The organism is Enterococcus sp. AZ103 (assembly GCF_051714685.1).
Taxonomy (GTDB): Bacteria; Bacillota; Bacilli; order Lactobacillales; family Enterococcaceae; genus Enterococcus_A; species Enterococcus_A alishanensis.
This window is the reverse complement of record NZ_JBIOSI010000001.1, coordinates 191,303-212,173: the sequence shown is the minus strand read 5'-3', so window position 1 is coordinate 212,173 and position 20,871 is coordinate 191,303. Positions and strand designations below refer to the sequence as shown.

The 20,871-nt window shown below is 35.7% G+C and carries 20 protein-coding genes; 13 read left to right on the top strand and 7 right to left on the bottom strand.

Annotated features, from left to right (window positions below):
- Window positions 1-46: 46 nt before the first annotated feature.
- Window positions 47-1,303 (top strand): PASTA domain-containing protein, encoded by a 1,257-nt coding sequence (locus ID741_RS01035; RefSeq protein ID WP_438718782.1) that lies wholly within the window; start codon window positions 47-49, stop codon window positions 1,301-1,303.
- 36 nt (window positions 1,304-1,339) lie between these two features.
- On the opposite strand, the gene ID741_RS01030 is transcribed toward ID741_RS01035, so the two are convergent.
- A complete protein-coding gene (locus ID741_RS01030) occupies window positions 1,340-2,068 on the bottom strand; it encodes an NADPH-dependent oxidoreductase (protein ID WP_438718781.1) in 729 nt (242 codons plus the stop codon).
- Between the two features lie 153 nt (window positions 2,069-2,221).
- Between ID741_RS01030 and ID741_RS01025 the strand changes: the two genes are divergently transcribed.
- From ID741_RS01025 to thrS, 3 genes are all read left to right on the top strand, one after another.
- Window positions 2,222-2,491 carry an ACT domain-containing protein gene (locus ID741_RS01025; RefSeq protein WP_218324323.1) on the top strand — a complete coding sequence of 90 codons (270 nt, stop codon included), beginning with the start codon at window positions 2,222-2,224 and terminating at the stop codon, window positions 2,489-2,491.
- Window positions 2,492-2,503: 12 nt separating this feature from the next.
- Window positions 2,504-3,847 carry a PFL family protein gene (locus tag ID741_RS01020; protein WP_218324324.1) on the top strand — a complete coding sequence of 448 codons (1,344 nt, stop codon included), beginning with the start codon at window positions 2,504-2,506 and terminating at the stop codon, window positions 3,845-3,847.
- Between the two features lie 574 nt (window positions 3,848-4,421).
- Window positions 4,422-6,335 carry a threonine--tRNA ligase gene (thrS, locus tag ID741_RS01015; protein ID WP_438718780.1) on the top strand — a complete coding sequence of 638 codons (1,914 nt, stop codon included), beginning with the start codon at window positions 4,422-4,424 and terminating at the stop codon, window positions 6,333-6,335.
- Window positions 6,336-6,365: 30 nt separating this feature from the next.
- Here the strand turns inward: thrS and ID741_RS01010 are convergent, their stop codons facing one another.
- Window positions 6,366-6,968, bottom strand: a complete 603-nt coding sequence (locus ID741_RS01010; protein ID WP_218324326.1) for a TetR/AcrR family transcriptional regulator — start codon at window positions 6,966-6,968, stop codon at window positions 6,366-6,368.
- A gap of 171 nt (window positions 6,969-7,139) precedes the next feature.
- Between ID741_RS01010 and ID741_RS01005 the strand changes: the two genes are divergently transcribed.
- The 4 genes from ID741_RS01005 to ID741_RS00990 all read left to right on the top strand — a co-directional run bounded on the left by ID741_RS01005 (window position 7,140) and on the right by ID741_RS00990 (window position 10,938).
- On the top strand, window positions 7,140-8,222 hold the full coding sequence (locus ID741_RS01005; RefSeq protein WP_438718779.1) for an ABC transporter permease: 1,083 nt from the start codon (window positions 7,140-7,142) through the stop codon (window positions 8,220-8,222).
- A gap of 1 nt (window position 8,223) precedes the next feature.
- Window positions 8,224-8,892: an ABC transporter ATP-binding protein gene (locus ID741_RS01000; protein ID WP_218324328.1), complete on the top strand. Its 669-nt coding sequence runs from the start codon at window positions 8,224-8,226 to the stop codon at window positions 8,890-8,892.
- A 73-nt stretch (window positions 8,893-8,965) separates the two neighbouring features.
- Window positions 8,966-9,970, top strand: a complete 1,005-nt coding sequence (locus ID741_RS00995) for a nucleoid-associated protein (RefSeq protein ID WP_438718778.1) — start codon at window positions 8,966-8,968, stop codon at window positions 9,968-9,970.
- Window positions 9,971-9,990: 20 nt separating this feature from the next.
- A complete protein-coding gene (locus ID741_RS00990) occupies window positions 9,991-10,938 on the top strand; it encodes a P1 family peptidase (RefSeq protein WP_438718777.1) in 948 nt (315 codons plus the stop codon).
- A 32-nt stretch (window positions 10,939-10,970) separates the two neighbouring features.
- On the opposite strand, the gene ID741_RS00985 is transcribed toward ID741_RS00990, so the two are convergent.
- Window positions 10,971-11,432, bottom strand: coding sequence for a DUF441 domain-containing protein (locus ID741_RS00985; RefSeq protein ID WP_218324331.1), 462 nt, complete (start codon window positions 11,430-11,432; stop codon window positions 10,971-10,973).
- A gap of 328 nt (window positions 11,433-11,760) precedes the next feature.
- Between ID741_RS00985 and ID741_RS00980 the strand changes: the two genes are divergently transcribed.
- Window positions 11,761-13,113, top strand: a complete 1,353-nt coding sequence (locus ID741_RS00980) for an FAD-dependent oxidoreductase (RefSeq protein WP_438718776.1) — start codon at window positions 11,761-11,763, stop codon at window positions 13,111-13,113.
- Window positions 13,114-13,181: 68 nt separating this feature from the next.
- Window positions 13,182-14,135 (top strand): aromatic acid exporter family protein, encoded by a 954-nt coding sequence (locus ID741_RS00975; protein WP_438718775.1) that lies wholly within the window; start codon window positions 13,182-13,184, stop codon window positions 14,133-14,135.
- A 14-nt stretch (window positions 14,136-14,149) separates the two neighbouring features.
- On the opposite strand, the gene ID741_RS00970 is transcribed toward ID741_RS00975, so the two are convergent.
- Entirely contained in the window at window positions 14,150-14,848 is a 699-nt protein-coding gene (locus ID741_RS00970; RefSeq protein WP_218324335.1) for a YoaK family protein, read from the bottom strand.
- A 195-nt stretch (window positions 14,849-15,043) separates the two neighbouring features.
- On the opposite strand from ID741_RS00970, the gene ID741_RS00965 reads away from it, so the two are divergent.
- Complete coding sequence (locus tag ID741_RS00965) at window positions 15,044-15,760, top strand: AzlC family ABC transporter permease (RefSeq protein WP_218324336.1); 717 nt, start codon at window positions 15,044-15,046, stop codon at window positions 15,758-15,760.
- Window positions 15,757-16,071: an AzlD domain-containing protein gene (locus ID741_RS00960; RefSeq protein WP_218324337.1), complete on the top strand. Its 315-nt coding sequence runs from the start codon at window positions 15,757-15,759 to the stop codon at window positions 16,069-16,071. Before ID741_RS00965 ends, ID741_RS00960 begins: the two co-directional genes overlap by 4 nt.
- Window positions 16,072-16,121: 50 nt before the next feature.
- On the opposite strand, the gene ID741_RS00955 is transcribed toward ID741_RS00960, so the two are convergent.
- The 3 genes from ID741_RS00955 to ID741_RS00945 form a co-directional block, all read right to left on the bottom strand.
- On the bottom strand, window positions 16,122-16,412 hold the full coding sequence (locus ID741_RS00955) for a hypothetical protein (RefSeq protein ID WP_218324338.1): 291 nt from the start codon (window positions 16,410-16,412) through the stop codon (window positions 16,122-16,124).
- Window positions 16,413-16,501: 89 nt separating this feature from the next.
- Window positions 16,502-17,551, bottom strand: coding sequence for a sensor histidine kinase (locus ID741_RS00950; protein WP_438718774.1), 1,050 nt, complete (start codon window positions 17,549-17,551; stop codon window positions 16,502-16,504).
- The gene (locus tag ID741_RS00945) at window positions 17,548-18,222 is read right to left on the bottom strand and encodes a response regulator transcription factor (RefSeq protein WP_218324340.1); all 675 of its coding nucleotides are present in this window, start codon (window positions 18,220-18,222) and stop codon (window positions 17,548-17,550) included. Before ID741_RS00945 ends, ID741_RS00950 begins: the two co-directional genes overlap by 4 nt.
- Before the next feature lie 127 nt (window positions 18,223-18,349).
- On the opposite strand from ID741_RS00945, the gene ID741_RS00940 reads away from it, so the two are divergent.
- Window positions 18,350-20,698 carry an ABC transporter ATP-binding protein/permease gene (locus ID741_RS00940; RefSeq protein WP_438718773.1) on the top strand — a complete coding sequence of 783 codons (2,349 nt, stop codon included), beginning with the start codon at window positions 18,350-18,352 and terminating at the stop codon, window positions 20,696-20,698.
- Window positions 20,699-20,871: the final 173 nt, after the last annotated feature.

The window sequence follows — 20,871 nt, the reverse complement described above, 5'->3', positions numbered from 1 at the left end:
TTATAAAAAAAGCGAAGAACAATCCAAGGAAATAGAAGAAAAAAAAGTGCCAGAAAAAAAAGATAATAAACGTTCAAAAAATGAAATAACTGAAATTGACGATACTTATCAAGATAAGCAAAAAAGAAAAAAACGCAGAATAATTGTTGCTGCCTTATTAGCTGTGATAGGTTGTTTTGTCATTTATTATCAGATGAGTCATGTGAAGATGCCTGATTTTACAGATAAATCTTTGTCAGACGCGCGCTTATGGGCAACAAAAAATAAATTGAAAGTTTCTACTAAACAAGAATTTTCATTAAAAAAAGAAGCGAACGTAGTTATGTCTCAGTCCAATCAAGCTGGTAGAAGGGTAAAGAAAGGCACAACTATTCGATTAAACATTAGTAAAGGCCCTAATCCAAACCAACAATTAGAATTACCAGATTTTTCCAAATTAAGTAAGCCGTTGGCAGAAAAATGGATTGAGGAAAACAAAGCAACGAACCTTTCGTTAATTGAAGAATATAGTGATACAGCTGAAAAAGGAAAATTTCTCAAATTTGAAATTGCAAACTCTGACGTTTCGGAAAAGAAATATCGGCGTAAGGATGCAGCAAAAGTGTTTTATTCTAAGGGGAAAGAAACTTATAAAAAAGATATCTCCGTACCGAATTTTGTCAGACAAACTAGAAATGAAGTAGAAACTTGGGCAAAAAATAATGAGATTAATATGACTTATGAAGAAACAACTTCCAATGATCTACCTGTAGATAGTGTTATTTCTCAAAGTTTGGCTAAAGATGAAAAAATTGCTAAAAAAGATGAAATGACAGTGGTAGTTTCTTTAGGTAAGGGCTATGTGATACCAAATTTTTCTGATTTTAGTATGGAAGATGCTGCAAATGCAATAGACGGAGTGCAAGTTCAGGCAAGAGGAATTTATACAGATAATTTACCTTATGGGCAGTTAGTTTCACAGAGTGTTCCAGCAGGTACAGTTTTAAATGCTAAAAATGATTTGAGGGTTGAAGCTGTGTACTCTCTTGGTCAACCCTATCTAAAAGATTTAAGAGGTTCTTATGTAGAAGGGGATTTGCAAAAGTATTTTTATGATGAGTTTAACTCTAAAGGTGTCAATATTAACTATACAATTCGACAAGTAGATTCTGATCAACCAAAAGGAACGGTTGTGGGGATGAGTGTTCATAATATTTTTCTACCCCTAAATTATACTGTCTCGATTGATATTAGCTTAGGTAACCTTGGGTCGGCTTCTACCAGTATTCCTAATAACCAGAAAGAACAACCTACCGAAGATTAAAATCAGCGTTTCCTGTTTGATAGGAAACGCTGATTTTTATAGTCGAAAACCTTGTTCTTTCAAAAACTCGCTTGTATCAGGACGTAAAATTTGATGAAAATGTTGCAAGATGGTGTCTGACCAATTGCCATTTTGCTGATTAGAACTGCGGTTGGCATAATAAGATGCCATGATTTCATCGTATTTTGTCAAAGTTTCTGGGGTCAATTTTTGATAGCTGTCGATATTAAGCGTTCCTGCTAAAGGAATTCTTGGCTTCACTTCATTTTTTTTCGCGGGATAACCGACGGTTAGACCAAAAATCGGGTACGTCAATTCGGGTAGGTTTAATAATTCTTTGACCCGAAATAAATCATTACGTAAGCCACCGATGTAACAAATACCTAAATCAATTGATTCCGCATAGGTTGCCATGGTTTGGGCGGAGATGGTGGCATCAACAATTGCTACTACGAGGGATTCAACGGTTCTTAAAGGTGTTAAATCTTGCTTGGCTTGATTTAAAACTTGGGCATGTTTATTTAAATCTGTCACAAAAACATAATATGCACCGGTATCTGTATAGCCTCGAGCGTTTGAAATATTTTCAATTGCCATCAACTTTTCTGGATCTTTAACTTCAATTAATGAATAAGCTTGGATAAAATGTGAACTGCTGGCACTTTTAGCTGCAGTCACTAATTTTTCTTTTACGGCCTCTGGGATTTTTTTTGCAAGAAAATTCCGCACAGAAGTATGTTGAATCATTTGTTCAAATAATTCCATCGAATCACTCCTTTTTAATTAGTGTAAATAAAATAGAATAATCTAGCTAGCGAAATCTCTCAAAAAAAATAATATGAAAAATTTCATCTTATTTTCATCTGAGTGCAATCTTTATGTTATACTGTTCACAACATTTTTAGAGGAGTGAAGACAATGCAAGCAGTTTTAACAGTAATCGGTAAAGACAAAGTGGGTATCATTGCGGGTGTAAGTCAAAAATTATCTGAATTAAATGTAAACATTTTAGATGTTTCGCAAACAATCATGGGAGATTATTTTACCATGATGATGTTGTTGGAATTAAAAGATGCAGCACAAGATTTTGAAACAACTGCTAAAACGTTACGGGAATTAGGCAAAGCTTTAGGAGTTAAAATTAGTGTTCAAAACCAAGAAATTTTTGACACGATGCATAAATTATAAGGAGGAAGAACTTTGGAAACTAATCAAATATTAGAAACAATTCGTATGATTGAAGAAGAAAATCTTGATATTCGAACAATTACCATGGGGATTTCTCTTTTGGATTGTATCGACAGTGATGGAGATAAAGCTTGCGAAAAAATCTACCAAAAAATTGTCACTAAGGCGAAAGATTTGGTTAAAGTCGGTGAGGCAATCGAAGCGGAATATGGTATTCCGATTATTAATAAACGGGTCTCAGTGACGCCAATTGCGATTGTTGCGGCAGCTTCACAAGAAACGAGCTATGTAAAATATGCTCATGCTTTAGATCGTGCTGCGAAAACTTTAGGAATTGATTTCATCGGTGGTTTTTCAGCATTAGTAGAAAAAGGTTATCAACATGGGGATGATATTTTAATTCGTTCCATTCCTCAAGCGTTAGCAGAAACTGATTTTGTTTGTGGCTCGGTCAATGTTGGTTCAACAAAAGCTGGGATTAATATGGATGCTGTTAGACAAATGGGTGAAATCATTAAAGAAACGGCAGAATTATCTGATTTAGGCTGTGCTAAATTGGTTGTTTTTGCCAATGCGGTGGAAGACAATCCTTTTATGGCTGGCGCATTTCATGGTGTTGGTGAGGCTGACTGTGTCATCAATGTTGGTGTCAGTGGACCTGGAGTGGTTAAACGCGCGCTGGAAAAAGTCAAAGGAGAATCTTTTGATGTCGTTGCTGAAACAATTAAACAGACAGCCTTTAAGATTACCCGTATGGGTCAATTAGTTGGAAAAGTAGCTTCCGAAAGATTAAATGTTCCCTTTGGAATTGTTGATTTATCTCTAGCGCCTACACCAGCTGTTGGCGATTCTGTTGCTCATGTCTTAGAAGAAATGGGTCTAGAAACAGTCGGGACTCATGGAACTACTGCGGCGTTAGCTTTATTAAATGATGCAGTCAAAAAAGGCGGCGTGATGGCTTGTAATCATGTCGGTGGTTTGTCAGGCGCATTTATTCCTGTTTCTGAAGATGCTGGAATGATAGACGCGGTCAATAAAGGTGCTTTGACGATTGAAAAGCTAGAAGCTATGACGGCAATTTGTTCAGTCGGATTAGATATGATTGCGATTGCTGGCGATACACCGGCTGAAAGTATTGCAGCGATGATTGCTGATGAATCGGCTATTGGTGTCATTAATCACAAAACGACAGCAGTCAGAATTATTCCTGCGAAAGGCAAAAAAATTGGTGACATGGTTGAATTTGGCGGTCTTCTAGGACGAGCTCCAGTCATTAAAACCAATCAAAATAGTTCAGCAGATTTTGTGATGCGAGGCGGTAGAATTCCAGCACCGATTCATTCTTTTAAAAATTAAACGGAAAAATTTCTCAAAAGAGTGGTTGACATTCAATTTTTTTAAGGCTATTCTTTACTTATAAAATAAACCTGCTAAGAAAAAGGTCATGATTTTATTTTATTTACTGCTAAGAGAGAGAAGCCAAGGCTGAAAGCTTCTTCTGGAATAAATAAGATTACTCCCTTTGAGCTGATAGAAAACTATCCGATTGATACTCGCTACGTATTGCAAGAGTCAAAGAAATTTTTTTCTTTGAAAACTTGGGTGGTAACACGTTTAGTCACGTCCCTTATATTTTAAGGGGCGTTTTTTGTTTATATTGATATGGTTGAAAAAGGTCATGAGTTAAAGTATTCCCTGTTGCAAGAGAAAGAAGCCAAGGCTGGAAGCTTCTAACATATTTTTTAACTTACTCCCTTTGAATCGGGTTTAAAAAATCCCGCTTGATGTTCGTTAACACATCACCATGAGCCAGAAATTTTTATTTTTGGGAATTTGGGTGGTAACACGTGTGAAACTACGTCCCTTTTACTTTTAAAGGGGCGTATTTTTTTATAAATTTAAACCAAATAACAGATTGGAGTTGAGTAGTATGTCAAACAAAGAAATCGAAATCGTCTTTCAAGATGGAAAAAAACAAATGGTGGTGAATGATACTACCTTGATGGAGATAAATCGTGAACAAAAAGCAAAAGCAATTGTTGGAAGCATCGATGGTGAGTTGGTAGACTTAGCTCAGCCAGTCGTTGAAAATAGTGAAGTGGCTTTTTATCAAAAAAATAGTCCTGAAGGCGAGGCTGCGATTCGTCGTTTAAGTAGTTTAATCTTAGCCCGGGCAGTTAAAAATCTATATCCTGAAGTACAATTTGCACCAGAAGAATTAGTGGAAAATGGTTTTTATCTAGATATGCGTTTAGCCCAACCATTAAGTGTTTTGGCTTTAAAAGATATTGAAGTAGAAATGAAAAAAATCATTAAAAGTGATCGAAAAATTGAAAGCAATCAAATGAGTGCCGCTGAAGCTCGTGAAGTCTTCAAAGATAATGAGTTTCAATTATTTTATTTAGCAAAATTTGCCGATGACATTCCGGTATTTGTTTATGACTTAGCAGGCGTAGTGATATTTAGTTTAAAACCATTGGCTTTAAACCTACAAGCGGCTAAAAACTTTGTCTTGGTAAAAGTTTCTGGGGCTTATTGGCAAGGCAATGCAGACAATGAAATGTTGCAAAGAATCTCAGCTGCAGTCTATGCTGATGCGCAACCATTAGAGGATTATTTGGTATTTCTAGATGAGTCTGAAAAACGTAGCCACCAAAAATTAGGAAAAGAATTAGAATTATTCATGTTTTCAGAAGAAGCGCCAGGGATGCCATTTTATTTAGAAAATGGTCAAATTATTCGTAACGAACTTGAACGTTTCTTGCGGGAACTGCAAGCCAAATATGATTATCGTGAAGTGAAAACACCATTGATTATGAATCAACGGTTATGGGAACAATCAGGTCACTGGGATCATTATAAAGACAATATGTACTTTACAAAAGTAGATGATCAAGATTACGCTTTGAAACCAATGAATTGCCCAGGACACTGTTTAATTTTCAAAAATAGTGCGAAATCTTATCGTGATTTGCCAATTCGGATGTCAGAATTTGGTCAAGTTCACCGTCATGAATTTAGCGGGGCTTTAAATGGACTATTACGGGTTCGGACTTTCTGTCAAGATGATGCCCATATCTTTGTTCGTCGTGATCAAATCGAACAAGAAATTGCGTTAGCTTTAAAAATTATTGATGAAGTTTATAAAATCTTTGGCTTTGAATATGCGGTAGAACTTTCAACTCGTCCAGATGATTTCATGGGTGACATTGAACTATGGAATGAAGCGGAAGCGTCTCTAGGAAAAGTACTAAGTGATTTAGACTATAAATATACAATTAATGAAGGCGATGGCGCATTTTATGGTCCGAAGATTGATATTCATATCAAAGATGCCTTAAATCGTAGTCATCAATGTGCAACTGTCCAATTGGATTTCCAAATGCCAGAAAAATTCGATTTGAATTATGTGGATGAAAACAACGAAAAAGCTCGTCCAGTAATGATTCACCGAGCAGTGTTCGGTTCATTGGATCGTTACCTAGGAATCTTGATTGAACATTTTGCCGGTGCCTTCCCAGTTTGGTTAGCACCAAAACAAGTGGAATTGATTTCTGTTTCCGAAGCTCATCAGGAGTATGTTGAAAAACTATATACTGAATTTAAAGAATTAGGTATTCGGGTAGATATAGATGTTCGGAATGAAAAACTTGGTAAGAAAATCCGCGATGCGGAAATGAAGAAAATTCCTTACAGTTTAGTTATCGGTGATAAAGAGGTTTCAGGTGATAAATTTGCTGTACGTCGCCATGGACATGCCAATAACGATGTAGAAGAAATGTCGAAAGCGGAATTTATTCAATTGGTTCAAAAACAAGCAGCTGAAAAAAGCGGCAACTATTAACAGGAAAAAAATTCCTTGAGATGAATAAAATCATTTCAAGGAATTTTTTTGTTGTAAACCTTCTGTTAGCCAGCGGGCTTTAAAACGATAATCGTGAATTAGTTCTTCTTTGCTCCAATCATTTGCTAGCATATCGGTTAAAGAATCGATGACTAGCTTCATGGAAAAATATAAAAAGCTGACACTTTCTGCTTCACTTTGAATATTGAAGTGATTTTCTTGTAAGATAGCTGTCCAAGCATCCATGCCGTGAGCCATTGGACTTCGATAAGAAAACAAGTAGCTATTTTGCGTTAATAGAGCCAATTGTCGATATTTTGGCTCCGTCTCTTCTAAATCGACATAAGACAATAGAAAGTTTTCAATTCCTTTAAAATAGTCACTTTTTTGGTGGGTAATATAACCGATAATTTCGCCATGAACAATCCCGGCATAATAATGGATTAAATAATCATATGCTTCATTCAAATCTTCAAAATACTTATAAAAGATTCCCCGTGACATATTTAATGCTGAGACAATTTCGCTAACTTTTACTTGGCCTAAAGGTTTGGCATAAAAAATATCCAATAAAATTCCTCGAATGTATTCTTGTCGCTCTGTTGGCAAATTTTTAAATGTTGATTTGGGCATTATTTTCACCTCGTTTTGCTTTGTCAAAATCATTATAACATATGAAAAAAATGATGAGGCAGAATTGGTGACAAATTGTTACTAAGCGTGTAAGATGCACAAGTAATCAAAGAAAAATATTTTTTTGAAACACGAGTGACAAATTGTCATTTTAAAAATGGAGGGAAATTTATGTTTTTAGCTTGGAAAGAAATGCGCTATTCAAAACTGCGCTTTAGTTTAATTATTGGCATTATGATTTTGGTGGGCTACGTGGTTTTTATGTTGTCAGGCTTAGCGAATGGTTTAGCTGATGGCCACAAAAAAGCGATTGTCGATTGGGATGCTACTTCAATTATTTTATCAGAAGATAGTAACAAAATTGCCAGTGCCTCCCAATTAACCCAAGGAGACTTGGAACGGGTCACAGCCGATCAAAAAGCTGCGGTGGGAATGACCTCTGGTGCGATTGAAGAAAAGGGCAGTAGCAAAAAAACAAATATTTCAATCTTTGCTGCGGAAAAAAATAGTTTTGTAGTCCCAGATGTAATTAAAGGAAAAAAATATCAACAAGATAATCAAATTATCATTTCCCAAAATTTAGCTGATGATGGCTATAAAATCGGTGATCAAATAAACATTGGCAGCAGTCAAATTTTTAAAATTGTCGGCATAAGTAAAGCGACTACCTACTCAGTTGTTCCAGTTGTTTATATGAATTTAAATGCTTTTACAAATTTAAAATATGGCAATCAACCATTTGCTAGTGATGCAACTAAGCCGATTAATTTAATCGCGGTTAAAGGAAAAAGCAGTTTACAACAGGTGAATGGTGCTACCAAATTACAAAAACTAAGCTTGGCGACTTTTATCGAGAATTTACCTGGTTTTTCAGCTGAAAGTTTAACTTTAAATACGATGATTTACTTCTTATTTGTAGTTGTTGCTGCCATTATCGGAATTTTCATGTATGTTATGACTCTACAAAAAACAGCGATTTTTGGTGTGATGAAGGCGCAAGGAATTGGGACTAAATATTTGGTTCGTTCGATTTTAGCTCAAGCCTTAATTGTCGGTGTCTTTGGTGTGGTAGTTGCGATTGTTTTAAGTGGACTGACTAGTTTAGTCTTACCAGCTGCGATGCCTTTTACAGTCAATTGGATGCAGTGGGGAATTTATAGTGTGATATTAGTCATTGTAGCAATGTTGGGCGGTTTATTTTCAATCAGAACCGTGACAAAAGTTGATCCAATAACCGCCATTGGAGGAGAATAAAATGGAAGAAATATTAGTGATGAAAGATATTGTAAAAAAATTTGGTCAAGGACATACTGAGGTCACAGCTTTAAAAGGAATTGATTTCTCGGTGGAAGCTGGAGAATTTGTCAGTGTAATCGGGCCTTCTGGTTCAGGGAAAACCACTTTTCTAACCATTGCTGGCGGTCTGCAAAGTCCGACTAGTGGAAATATTACGATTAACAATTTTGATTTCACTGATTTGAAAGAAAAAGAACGAGCTAAAGCCCGTTTTAAAGAAATTGGCTTTATTTTACAAGCTTCCAATTTAATTCCTTTTTTAAAAGTGCAGGAACAATTTCAGTTAGTCGAAAAAATTGAACATGAAAACAAGCAAGCAAAATTGGAAGAACTTCTAAAATCCTTAGATATTTGGGATTTACGCAACCAATATCCTAAAGCCTTATCTGGTGGTGAACGGCAACGTGTGGCAATTGCTCGTTCATTATTTAATGATCCCAGTTTGATTTTGGCTGATGAACCAACTGCCAGTTTAGATTCTGATCATGCTTTTGATGTGGTGAAGTTATTAGCTAAAGAAGCTCATGAACGGAAAAAAGCCATCGTGATGGTCACCCATGATGAAAGAATGACCCAATGGAGTGATAAAATTTATCGTATGACGGACGGGAAATTAGTTTTACAATAAATTAAATCAAGTATATGATATTAAAGAGACAGCGGACCAACTGCTGTCTTTTTAATTGAAAAGGAGCAGACTTGTGGATATTTATTTAAAGAAAGCAATTTTACATATCGTTGACCGTAGCAGTGGTGATCCACTAATTAGTCAACAAGAACTAGATTTGAGTAAGGAATATGTGCGAGATTATTTAACTAGGAAAATCTTAAAAATTTCATCGCCACAAACAAAAACTGGGGTTTTAGCTGAGGATTCTAGATTTGCTATGATTGCCAAAGAGACAGCGGATCATTTTGTTGCTAATAGTGAAAAATTATTGCAGTTGTGGTATGACGCATATAAAGAAAGTGAAGAAGCACCGAGTTGTGATATTTTATTGGCTTTATATGAAGAAGATACTGAAATGTATTTAGCTTTGCTAAAAATTAATTACAATCAAGGTTATACTCATTTAGTTGAGGCAGACGAAACAGGTATGAAGAATGAATTGATTTTACATCAAGCTTTGTTATCAAACAAGACGCAAAAAGCTGATGAAGCCATCACTGTTAACTTAGCAAAATTAAACTATGAATTAATTGAAAAGAAATATGTCTTTTCTGGTGAAAAACAATTTTATTTTTCGACTAAAGTGATTGAGAGCGTGCCGGTTCCTTCATTGGAAGAAAATGTTAAAGTTATCAAACGAGCAGCTGAAAAAATCGGCAGTAAATTTGAAAATCCCAAACATGATTTAGTAGCAGATGTCAAAGAGGCCATTTATGAGCAGGTGGAAGAAACTGGTCAAATCAATCCTAAAGAAGTTTCCCAAAAAGTTTTCAAAGAAAATATCTCGGCCCAGATGGCTTTTGAAGCTGAAGTTGCTGAAAAGGGCGTGGAGAGCTCAGTTTCTTTAGTGAAAGAAGCCAAAGCGATTACAGAAAAAAAATACGGCAAGCAAAAATTAAAGCTTTCCAACGGAATCGAATTGATTGTACCCTTAGAAGTTTATCGTAATCCAGATTTAATCGAATTTGTGAATCAACCAGATGGCACAATTTCGGTAATGATTAAAAATGTTGATGAAGTCATTAATCGAATTTAAAGCTACAAGGAGGGAAAAAAGTGGAACCATGGCAAAAATTTTTTAAAATTGGTCATTATACTGACCAAACAAATATGACTGGTTGTACCGTAATTGTTGCGGAAAATGGTGCAACGGGCGGTGTTTATGTTCGTGGAGGTTCTCCCAATACTCGTGACACAGACGCTTTGAAATCAGAAAACAATCGGAAATTTCTTCATGCAGTGACCTTATCAGGTGGTAGCGGCTTTGGCTTGTCAGCTAGTGATGGTGTTGTTGGCTTTTTGGAAAAGAAAAAAATTGGTCGTGATGTTGGTGTCACAGTGGTTCCTAATGTTAGCGGCGCAAGTTTATTTGATTTAAAAATTGCCAATAGTGAGGTGCGACCAGATTCAGAGGCGGGCCGTCTAGCTTGTGAAGCGGCATTTTCCGAAGAAATTTTTCAATCAGGGAATTTTGGCGCGGGAACTGGCGCGACAGTTGGTACGATTAATGGATCAGAAAATGCCATGAAAGGCGGTATTGGAATTCATACACTAACTTACGGAGAATTATTTGTGACAGCAGTTATTGCAGTCAATGCTGTTGGAGATATTTATGATGAAGAAAAAAATCAATTTATCGCTGGTACTCGCCGGGGAACAACGATGGGTCATGCAGAAGAAATTCTTTTGGAAAAATATCTAACAGATTCAGATCTATATTCTGGTAATACAGTGATTGGTTGTGTTATGACCAATGCCATGATGCCAAAAAATAAAGCCAATAAATTAGCGGATTTAAGTCATAATGGGATTGCTCGAGCAGTTCGACCAGCCCATACTACTTACGAGGGCGATACAATGTTTATCTTGGCAGCTAACGAAATTCCCGCAAGCTTTGAAGCTGTGTCAATTCTAACAGTGAGAGCAGTGCGAGCAGCCATATTAGAGGGTGTTCAAGCGGCCGAAAGCTATGCACCATTTTTGGCGGCAAAAGATTTTAAATAAAAAATTCTGGCGCAATATGCGTCAGAATTTTTTTATTTTGCTACAAATAGTTGAACAGCCTGCATAATCATATACGTAATCCCCGCTGCGATTACAGGACCAGCAGCGACACCTTTTAAAAAGACGACCCCGACAATCGTTCCAAAGACTAAAGCTACCGTTACTTCGGGTGATTGGGCAATTAAATTTACACCACGAGCAGACAAAATAGCGACTAAAATACCACATAAAGTTGCTACCCAGCCTAAAGGTGATTTCAAAGTATTAAATAAATCACGAAAAGCAATATCGCCTGTTGCGATTGGTACTAAAATAGTTGCAGAAATTAAAGTAACGCCCCAATTAATCCCCTTTTGATTCAAGGTGGTTAATATTTTATCGGCGTTAGGCAAGATTTTTAATAGACAAACAGCCAAAACAGCAATTAACAAACTCTGATTTTTAGCAAAGAAAGCAATTGCTACAATTAAGCCAAGAAAAAGCCAGCTTTCCATTTTCTTCCTCCTAAATGTCATTTGATTCTCAATAAGAATAGCATTTTTTTATTGAAAACCCAAAAATAATTCTAAAACAGATAAATAGATAAATCTATTTTTTCTGATAGAATTTAGCTTCTCATTTCTTCATCCATTGTCGAATAAGTCCAAAACATAGCTATTACATGATTTTTCTTACATAAACCATCAGATAAATCGGCATTTTTCATTCTAATAACAGAAAAAAATGAGATAAAATAAAAAATTAAGCTTTTTTCTACAGTTTTGAATGATTATAAAGTACAATGGAATAGTAAGAAAAAAATGAATATAGGAGGAATTTTTCATGAAGGCTATCGTTTTAGGCTCTTCTCATGGTGGATATGAAGCTGTAGAAGAACTATTGCTGTTGCATCCTGATGCAGAGATTCAGTGGTATGAAAAAGGTGACTTCATCTCATTCATGGGTTGAGGCACGCAAATGTATCTTGAAGGGGTCGTAAAAGATGTGAATTCAATTCGCTATATGACACCAGAAAAGATGAGAGAACGTGGGGTCCACGTCTTTGATAACACTGAAATTACAAAAGTAGAACCTGACAAACATCAGGTAGAAGTATTGAACCATGTGACAGGTGAAAGCCGCGTCGAAAGTTATGACAAATTAATTTTAAGTCCTGGAGCAAATCCATTTATCGTGCCAGTTCCTGGTAATGATTTGGCAAACATTAAAACTATGCGGGGTCGTCAAGACACGATTGATTTAAGAATGTTGGCTGTTGATCCAGAGATTGAAAATGTGGTGATTATCGGTAGCGGCTATATCGGTATCGAAGCAGCAGAAAGTTTTGCTGTAGCTGGTAAAAATGTAACAGTCATCGATGTGATTGATCGTCCATTAGGCGTTTATTTGGATAAAGAATTGACTGAAGTTTTACAAGAAACGATGGAAGCAAACAATATTCGGTTTGCCACTGGCGAACGAGTGCAAGCTTTTGAGGGCGTTGATGGTAAAGTCAAAAAAGCAATCACTGATCAAGGTGAATATTCAGCTGACTTAGTTGTTATGTCTGCCGGTGTTCGACCAAATACAAAATGGTTAGAAGGCGCTGTTGAATTATTACCAAATGGTATGATTAAAACAGACAAATTCATGCAAACTAGTGCACCAGATGTATTTGCAGTCGGTGATGCCACTTTAATCCAATATAATCCAGGACAAACTGAGATGAATGTTTCTCTTGCAACTAATGCAAGTCGTCAAGGTCGCTATGCTGTGAAAAACTTAATGGCACCGACAAAACCATTCCCAGGGGTTCAAGGTTCTTCTGCCTTACGTGTTTTTGATTATAAATTTGCTTCAACCGGTTTAAATGATGCAACTGCTGGTAAATTAGGGATTGAAATCAAATCTGTCTTAGTAGAACAAGATACTTTGATGGATTTCGTACCAGAAAAAATGAAAGAACGTGTATTGTTTAAATTAGCTTACGATCCAGAAACTTTAAAAATCGTCGGCGCACAAATTTTATCTAAACAAGATTTGACAGCAAACATCAATGCTATGTCGATCGCTATTCAAACTGGTTTCACGATTGAACAATTGGCTTATGCTGATTTCTTCTTCCAACCAGAATTTGATATGCGTTGGAACTTACTAAATGTTGCAGGTCAAAAAGCTTTAAACCAAGAAAGATAAAATAATCCTTTTCAGACTACATCATTATGGTGTAGTCTTTTTTTAGAGAATAAATTAAGGAGATTGAAATGAAAATAGGGTTAAGAACAATAAAAACTGCCATTGGTGCCGCAATTGCATTGTTAATTGCTGAAGCGATTGGTTTAGCTTATCCGACCTCAGCGGCGATTATTACCGTTTTGAGCGTCACCAATACGAAACGCTCTACCGCAAAAACAGCCATAGGGAGAGTTTTATCGCTGACTTTGGCCTTAGCGGTAGCATTGATTTGTTTTTCTATATTAGGTTTTCACGCGATTGCTTTTGGTTTGTATTTGCTGATTTTTATTCCTTTTTCAGTCAAATTTAAATTAAGTGAAGGAATTGCTGTCAGTTCCGTTTTGATCACTCATTTTCTCAGTGATGGTCGCTTTAGCTGGCCGGCCATTGCCAATGAATATTTGTTGATGATTATTGGTGTTGGCTGTGCGTTAGCCGTTAATTTGTACATGCCTGATACAGAAAAAAGAATTCAAGAAGATCAGTTAGTCGTGGAAGTCATTATGAGGGATCTTTTGCAAGAGATGGCGACTTATTTGAATCAGTCGTCAAAAGAAGCCATGCTGTTTCAAATGTGCCAATCTTTAGCAGATTTTATTAAAGAAGCGCAAAATAATGCCCGCCAATTTGAAGAGAATCGTTTTGTAGGGGCCAATCATTATTATTTCGAATATTTTGCGATGCGGCGTTTACAGTTACGTATTTTAAATAATATGTTGACTATTTTACAAGATTTGTCAGCGACTGAAGAAGAGGCTCACGAATTGCAGGAGTTGTTAAACTTTACTAGTGAAACTTTGGCTGAAGACAATGATGGTAAGGCGATTCAAGAAAAAATTGCCGAAACAAACCAAAAATATCGGCAAAAGGATTTACCAGATAGTCGGGAAGCGTTTGAAAATCGAGCTCAGCTATTTCAGCTTTTTCAATTGTTTCAAGAATTTATTGAAATCAAAGCTAGTTTTCATCGACAACAAAAATAAACAGGAAACGGTTTTTAGCCGTTTCCTGTTTTTTTATGGAATAAATTAGCTCCACGGGTAAATTTCCAAATGAAGAAAGTTTGACTTAAAGCTAATGCCAAAAAGCATAGTGCAATGATAAAAGTAGTTTGGTATCCAATCAAATGATAACAAAAAACCGCGACAACAACACCACTAATAAAGGCGGTAACTACACTGGAAAAATGAAAAAAGCCTTTTTTAGCAAGCGGGTCATGATTTTTAAGGTAGTCGTAAAAATTGGTGGCCATCCCTTTTAAATTACCAGTGGTAAACAAATTGGTATAAGTTAAGCCATTGATTTTGTCAAAGCTAATCCATTGAATAGCTGCAGTGAAAGCAATCAGCATAATCACAATTGTATGCAACGGTTGAAAAAATTGTGTCGTTAACAAAAGAAAAATTACAGCTTCGTAGTACAACACGCCTAAACGCCAAAAGAACCATTTTTTCTGATTGGCAAGGTCAATTAAATATTTTGCCAAAAAGATTCCTAGAAAAAAACACAAAGTCGACAATAGCTTTTTACCAACGGACGCCCATTGACCGTCAAATCCTTGAATAATGGCTAAGACTAAATTACCAGTTTGAGCGGAAGCAAAAGCTTGGTATCGTAAATAAGTATAGCTATCCAACATGCCGCCAATAAAAGTCAGCATCAGTCCTACTGAAGGATTTTCATGGAAGCTTTTCATAAAAATCATCTCTTTTCTGTCTTATCTTAGCACAAAGAAAAGTTTCTTGAAAAATAATTTCCATTTTATCAACATTTTTGTCTTGAAATTTTTCGTTTATAGCAACAGAAATGAAGTTGTAACTATCTTTTTTGCGTAGTTATGTTAGAATAAACATGTTTTTTATCATGTGTACTGTGAAGGGAAAGAAGCACCATGCCTAAAAGGCCAGTCTGGATAGAAACGTTATCCGCGGCAGCACCCCTTTGTTTAAGCTATATTCCTGTTGGTTTAGCGTGCGGAATGCTTTTACAAAAAGTTGGTTTTAACGTTTTCTTAACGGCATTAATATCGATCTTAGTTTTTTCTGGCGGCGCCCAATTTTTAGTTGTTTCAATGTTAGCCGTTCATGCATCATTGGCAACGACAGTTTTGATGGTTTTCTTCTTGGAGTTACGCTATGCCTTATTGGGGGCGAGTTTATCACAATTTTTTAAAGATGAATCACGGGGAAGAATTGGTTTGTTTGCCCAATCGATGAACGATGAAAATTATGCAGTAAATTATTTAAAATATTCGACGGATTCCAACTGGAATTATAAAAAAGCGCTATCAGTTAATTGGCTATCATTGAGTGCTTGGACAATCAGTACGGTAGCAGGAACGATTTTTGGTTCGGTCATTCATATCAATACAGAATTGGTCCATTTTGCTTTGACAGCAATGTTTATTTTTATGTTTATGATGCAATTGAAGGATCGCTTATTGCTTTTTTCCGGCTTACTATCAGGTGTATTATCTGTTTTATTGATGCTGCTTTTTCAAAATACATTTGGCTTAATTGTAGCTACTTTGCTGGCTTCATTGGCGGGATATTTGTTGGAACGTCAGCATAAAAGAAAAACCACAAAACAGCAAGGAGCCTCTTTATGAGTAATTATTTATTGCTAGTTATCATTTGTTTGTTTGGTGCATCTTATTTACCAAGATTGTTTCCAATGATGTATTTTGCCAAACATAAAGTGCCGGAATGGTTCAGTGAATGGATGAAATTTGTACCGATTTCATTATTTGCCGCGTTGGTCTTTAAAGATGTTTTTTTGACTGATAATGCAATCGATCTGATTGGGAATGTAAAAATTATTGCCATGTTAATTGTAGCTGTGGTTGCTTATAAAAGCCGTTCGATGGCCATATCTGTATTGACAGGTTTGGCAGCAATTTTTTTATTGAACTTGATTTAAAAAAGTGCCAACAAAAAGGTCCTGTTAGACTTTTTGCTGGCACTTTTATTTTAGGCTTGAAATTCTGCTAAGGGACGGAAGGTCAAGATTGTCATTTTGCGATAAAATTCGGCTGGTAATTTTTTCCAAGAATTTAATAATCGTTTGAAAAAATTATCTTCTGCTTGAATCACATATTCGTTTAAAACGATCCCACTAGATTTTTTTGGTTCTTTTATCATATTTTCGTAAGCTTCTTCTGCTTGATTTTGATTATCATAAATTCCTAGAGTATCAATCTCAATGTAAGAACCTTCAATTTTTTGAGTTTCTTCAATAAAATAAACGCTTTTCTTTTCCATAAGTTTTGAGCTCCTTTACTTAATACAATCAGTTTACCCTGACTTTGTTAACTAATTGTGAAGTGAAAGGAGAAGCTTTTGTCATTTATTTATGACTTTTTTGTGTCTAAGGGTAAATAAACTTTAAATGTGGTGCCTACATTCAGTTGACTAGTGACTTTGACTTTTCCATCGTGTAAAGCCACAATTTTTTGGACAAGGGCTAGGCCAAGACCATTGCCTTTTGATTGACGACTCGTATCATTTTGATAAAATTTATCGAAAATTTTTGGGATTGTTTTTTCAGCCATCCCAACTCCTTGGTCACTAATTGCGACAATTACTGTGTCAGGTAATACTTTTATAGAAATTGTGATTGTGGTATTTTCTTGACTGTATTTTAAAGCATTATCAATTAAGTTTAACCAAACTTGATACAGCAATTCTTCATTGCCAAAATAATCGGTGTTGATTAAATCAAGCTGCCAATTAATCCCTTGATTTTCCCAACGAGGCTGTAAAAATAAAATTACTTGTCGTAATTGTTCATCTAAACGAAAATGTTGCTTTTCTAAGCCTAATTCTTGATTTTCCAATTTGGTTAATTTTAAGATATTCTCTGTAAGTTGGCTTAATTGTCGGGTACCATCTTGAATCCGTCGTAAATAATCTTGCCGTTCAACTTCACTTAAATCTTCTGCCTGAAGTAATTGTACGTAGCCTTGAATAGTTGCTATCGGTGTCTTAAACTCATGAGAAACATCGGAAACAAAATTATTCTGTAGCATTTCGATACTGTTTAATCCCCGGACCATTAAATTAAAGTCATGGTAGAGTTGAGCAACTTCATGGACCTTTTGTTGGTCGTCTAAAGCAATTGAAAAATCCCCTTGAGAAACTTGATTCATGGCTTTTCGGAGATTAGCAATCGGTTGTAAAATCCGTTTTCCTACAAATAATGAAACGCCAGCGCCAATCACTAAGCTTAATAGAGAAATAAAACCTAAAGGAAAGAATTGATTATTTCGTTCAGCTGATAGAAATTCGTAATGGTTAATCAGTAGTAATAAGAAAATGAAAATTGTTAACACAAGTAACATCATCAAAAAAATGATACAGGCAAAATAAATCCATAGCTGTGAGTAGAGTTTTTTTCTCATGCTTGAACCACTGCTTTGTAACCAAGGCCCCGAATGGTTTCAATTGAAAAATCTGAATTATTAGCAAAACGATTTCGTAGACGTTTGATATGGACGTCAATCGTTCGTTCATCTGAATCACTGTCCATGCCCCAAATTTCATCCATTAATTGCTGTCTAGTAAAAATTTTATTGGGATAAGAAAGTAATTTGTATAAAAGTAAAAATTCTTTTTGAGGTAAATTTTCGGTTAAAGTGGGGCTTTCAACTTGATAAGTTGCCTGACTCAAAGTTGTTTGTCCGACAGTTAGTTCTTGTTCATGAACAATTTGGGCCCGTCTCAATAAAGCTTCTACCCGCAAAATCATTTCTTTAACATCAATGGGTTTCACCATATAATCATCTACTCCCAAGTCAAACCCTCTTTTCTTGTCTTCAAAACGATCCTTAGCGGTAATAAATAAAATTGGTAGGTCAAATCCGGCTGAACGGAGACTGTCCGCCAATTCATAGCCATCCATATCAGGCATCATAATATCGGAAATAATTAGGTCAATGTGTTGTTTATCTAAAATATCTAAAGCTTCTAAACCATTTCTAGCAATTTCAGTAGAAAAATACGCACGTTTTAAAGCTGATTGATAAAGTAAGGCTAAATTTTCGTCATCTTCGACAATTAGTAATCGGTTCATTTGCCAATCCCTCCTTGTTGTTAAATAATAGTACATAGTAACTATGAATTAAAGATGAAGTTTGTTCAACTTGAGTTAACAAAGGCGTGCTATCTTTGGCAAACTTCAAAAGAAAAGGGATGAAGGCATGTTAGAACTAAAGGATATCAAAAAATATTACCATGTGGGAGATACGACGACAAAAGCGTTAGACGGCGTTTCAGTATCTTTTCGGAGGCAAGAATTTGTTGCCATTTTAGGGGCTTCAGGTTCAGGAAAAACGACGATGTTGAATGTTATCGGTGGTTTAGATAATTATGATTCAGGGGACATGATTATCGATGGGAAATCCACCAAAACTTTCAAAGAAAGTGACTGGGATGCTTATCGTAATAATTCAATTGGCTTTGTTTTCCAAAGCTATAATTTAATTAGTCATTTAGGAATTATTGATAATGTTGAATTAGGAATGACACTAAGTGGTGTCGCGAAAGAAGAAAAACGCCAAAAAGCCGAAGAAGCTCTGACTAGAGTTGGCTTGGCTGACCATATGCATAAGAAACCAAACCAGCTTTCCGGTGGACAAATGCAACGGGTAGCAATTGCACGGGCTTTAGCCAATGATCCCGATATTTTATTATGTGATGAGCCAACTGGCGCGTTAGATACAGAAACTAGCGTCCAAATTATGAATTTAATTCAAGAATTATCGCAAGAAAAATTAGTTATTATGGTTACTCATAATCCTAATTTAGCTAATCAATATGCAGATCGCATCATTGAATTTTCCGATGGTCGGATTTTAAATGATTCTCATCCCCATAAAGAAAGTGAAAAAAGCGATCAGTTTATTTTAAAAAGAACCAAGATGCGTTTTGTGACGGCTTTGAAATTATCCTTCAATAATTTAAAAACGAAAAAAGGGCGGACCTTTCTGACGGCGTTTGCTTCAAGTATCGGGATTATTAGTATTGGGATTGTATTATCTTTGTCTAGTGGTTTTCAGGCACAAATTGATCGGACCCAAACAGAAACCATGGCAAAATTCCCTATCACTATTTCTCAAATTGCTACTGATGCTAATGCTAACAGTGACCGAGCATTAGGGAGTGAAAAGGGGACGTTCCCGAAAAGCCAGACTGTTACTGCCAAAATTAGTGACCAAGATCGTGCTCAACATACCAATAAAATTGATCAAAATTATATCGATTACATTGAGAATATTGACCCCAAATTAAGTAATAATATTGGCTATACTCGCTTAGTCGGAATGAATTTATTAGGAAATGTCGGTGGTGAAGTAAAACCCGTCACTTTTTCGGCAGCAGCTAGCAGTGAAGACAGTGGGGCAGCCATGAGTAGTGCTGTTTCAAGTATGACTGGAGTAGGTGTTTCAACTTTTCCAACGCAATTAGACAACAAATCAGGTGAGAATTTTTTACAAGATAACTATCGGTTGCTAGATGGTAGTTATCCTAAAAATGCTACTGATGTGGTATTAATTGTGGATGCCAATAATAATACCAACATCAACTCATTGAAAAATTTAGGTTTTGATGTAAAAGATGGTGAAAAAATTGACTTTAGTCAAATTGTTGGCACGAACTTCAAGTTAATCCATAATAATGATTACTATACGGAATTGCCAACTGGAAACTTTATTCCAAATAACGATTATCAAGCAATGTATGACAATGCAAATGATGATACTTTGACTATTAGTGGTATTTTACGTGTCAAATCGGATTCTACGATGAATTTATTGGCACCAGGAATTGCTTATAGTGATCAATTAACATCGCAAATTGTGGAAGAAAATCAAAATTCAGCCATTGTTGAAGCGCAAAAAAATAGTGATACAAGTGTGATGACGAATCAAACCTTAACTAGTGAACAAAAAGATGCTGTTTTAGCACAATTAGGCGGCAGCAGTATTCCATCTAGTATCATGATTTATCCTAATAACTTTAAGAACAAAGAAGAAATTTTGACATACCTAGATAACTATAATGATGGTAAGAAAAAAGCAGATAAAATTCTTTATACTGATTTGGCCGGAACCATGACTGAATTAACCGGTGGTTTAATGGATGCAATTACTTATGTGCTAGTGGCGTTCGCCGGTATTTCTTTAGTAACCAGCATGATTATGATTGGAATCATCACGTATACTTCAGTGATTGAACGGACGAAGGAAATCGGAGTCTTAAAAGCATTAGGCGCTCGTAAAAAAGATATTACTCGCGTTTTCGACGCGGAAACTTGTATTTTAGGTGTTGGTTCAGGAATATTAGGAGTATTAATTGCTTGGGGTGCAACCTTCCCAATAAACATTTTACTTTATAATTTAACTGATTTGAAAGATGTAGCCCAGTTAAATCCTGTTCATGCCATCATTTTAATTGTGGTATCGACTGTTTTAACTATGTTAGGTGGCCATATTCCAGCCAAAATGGCAGCTAAAAAAGATGCAGCGATAGCATTGCGAGCAGAATAATTATTTTCAAGCAGCAGATTAGGTTCTTTAGAGAATTTAGTCTGCTTTTTTTATTGTAAATTTTGACGTGTTTGTTTATAGAATAGTAGCTTTAAAAGGAGGAGTGTTATTTTTTTTATAAAGATATCAATAAAAAAATGAAACAATCTGATATAAATTTTTATATAGTTATT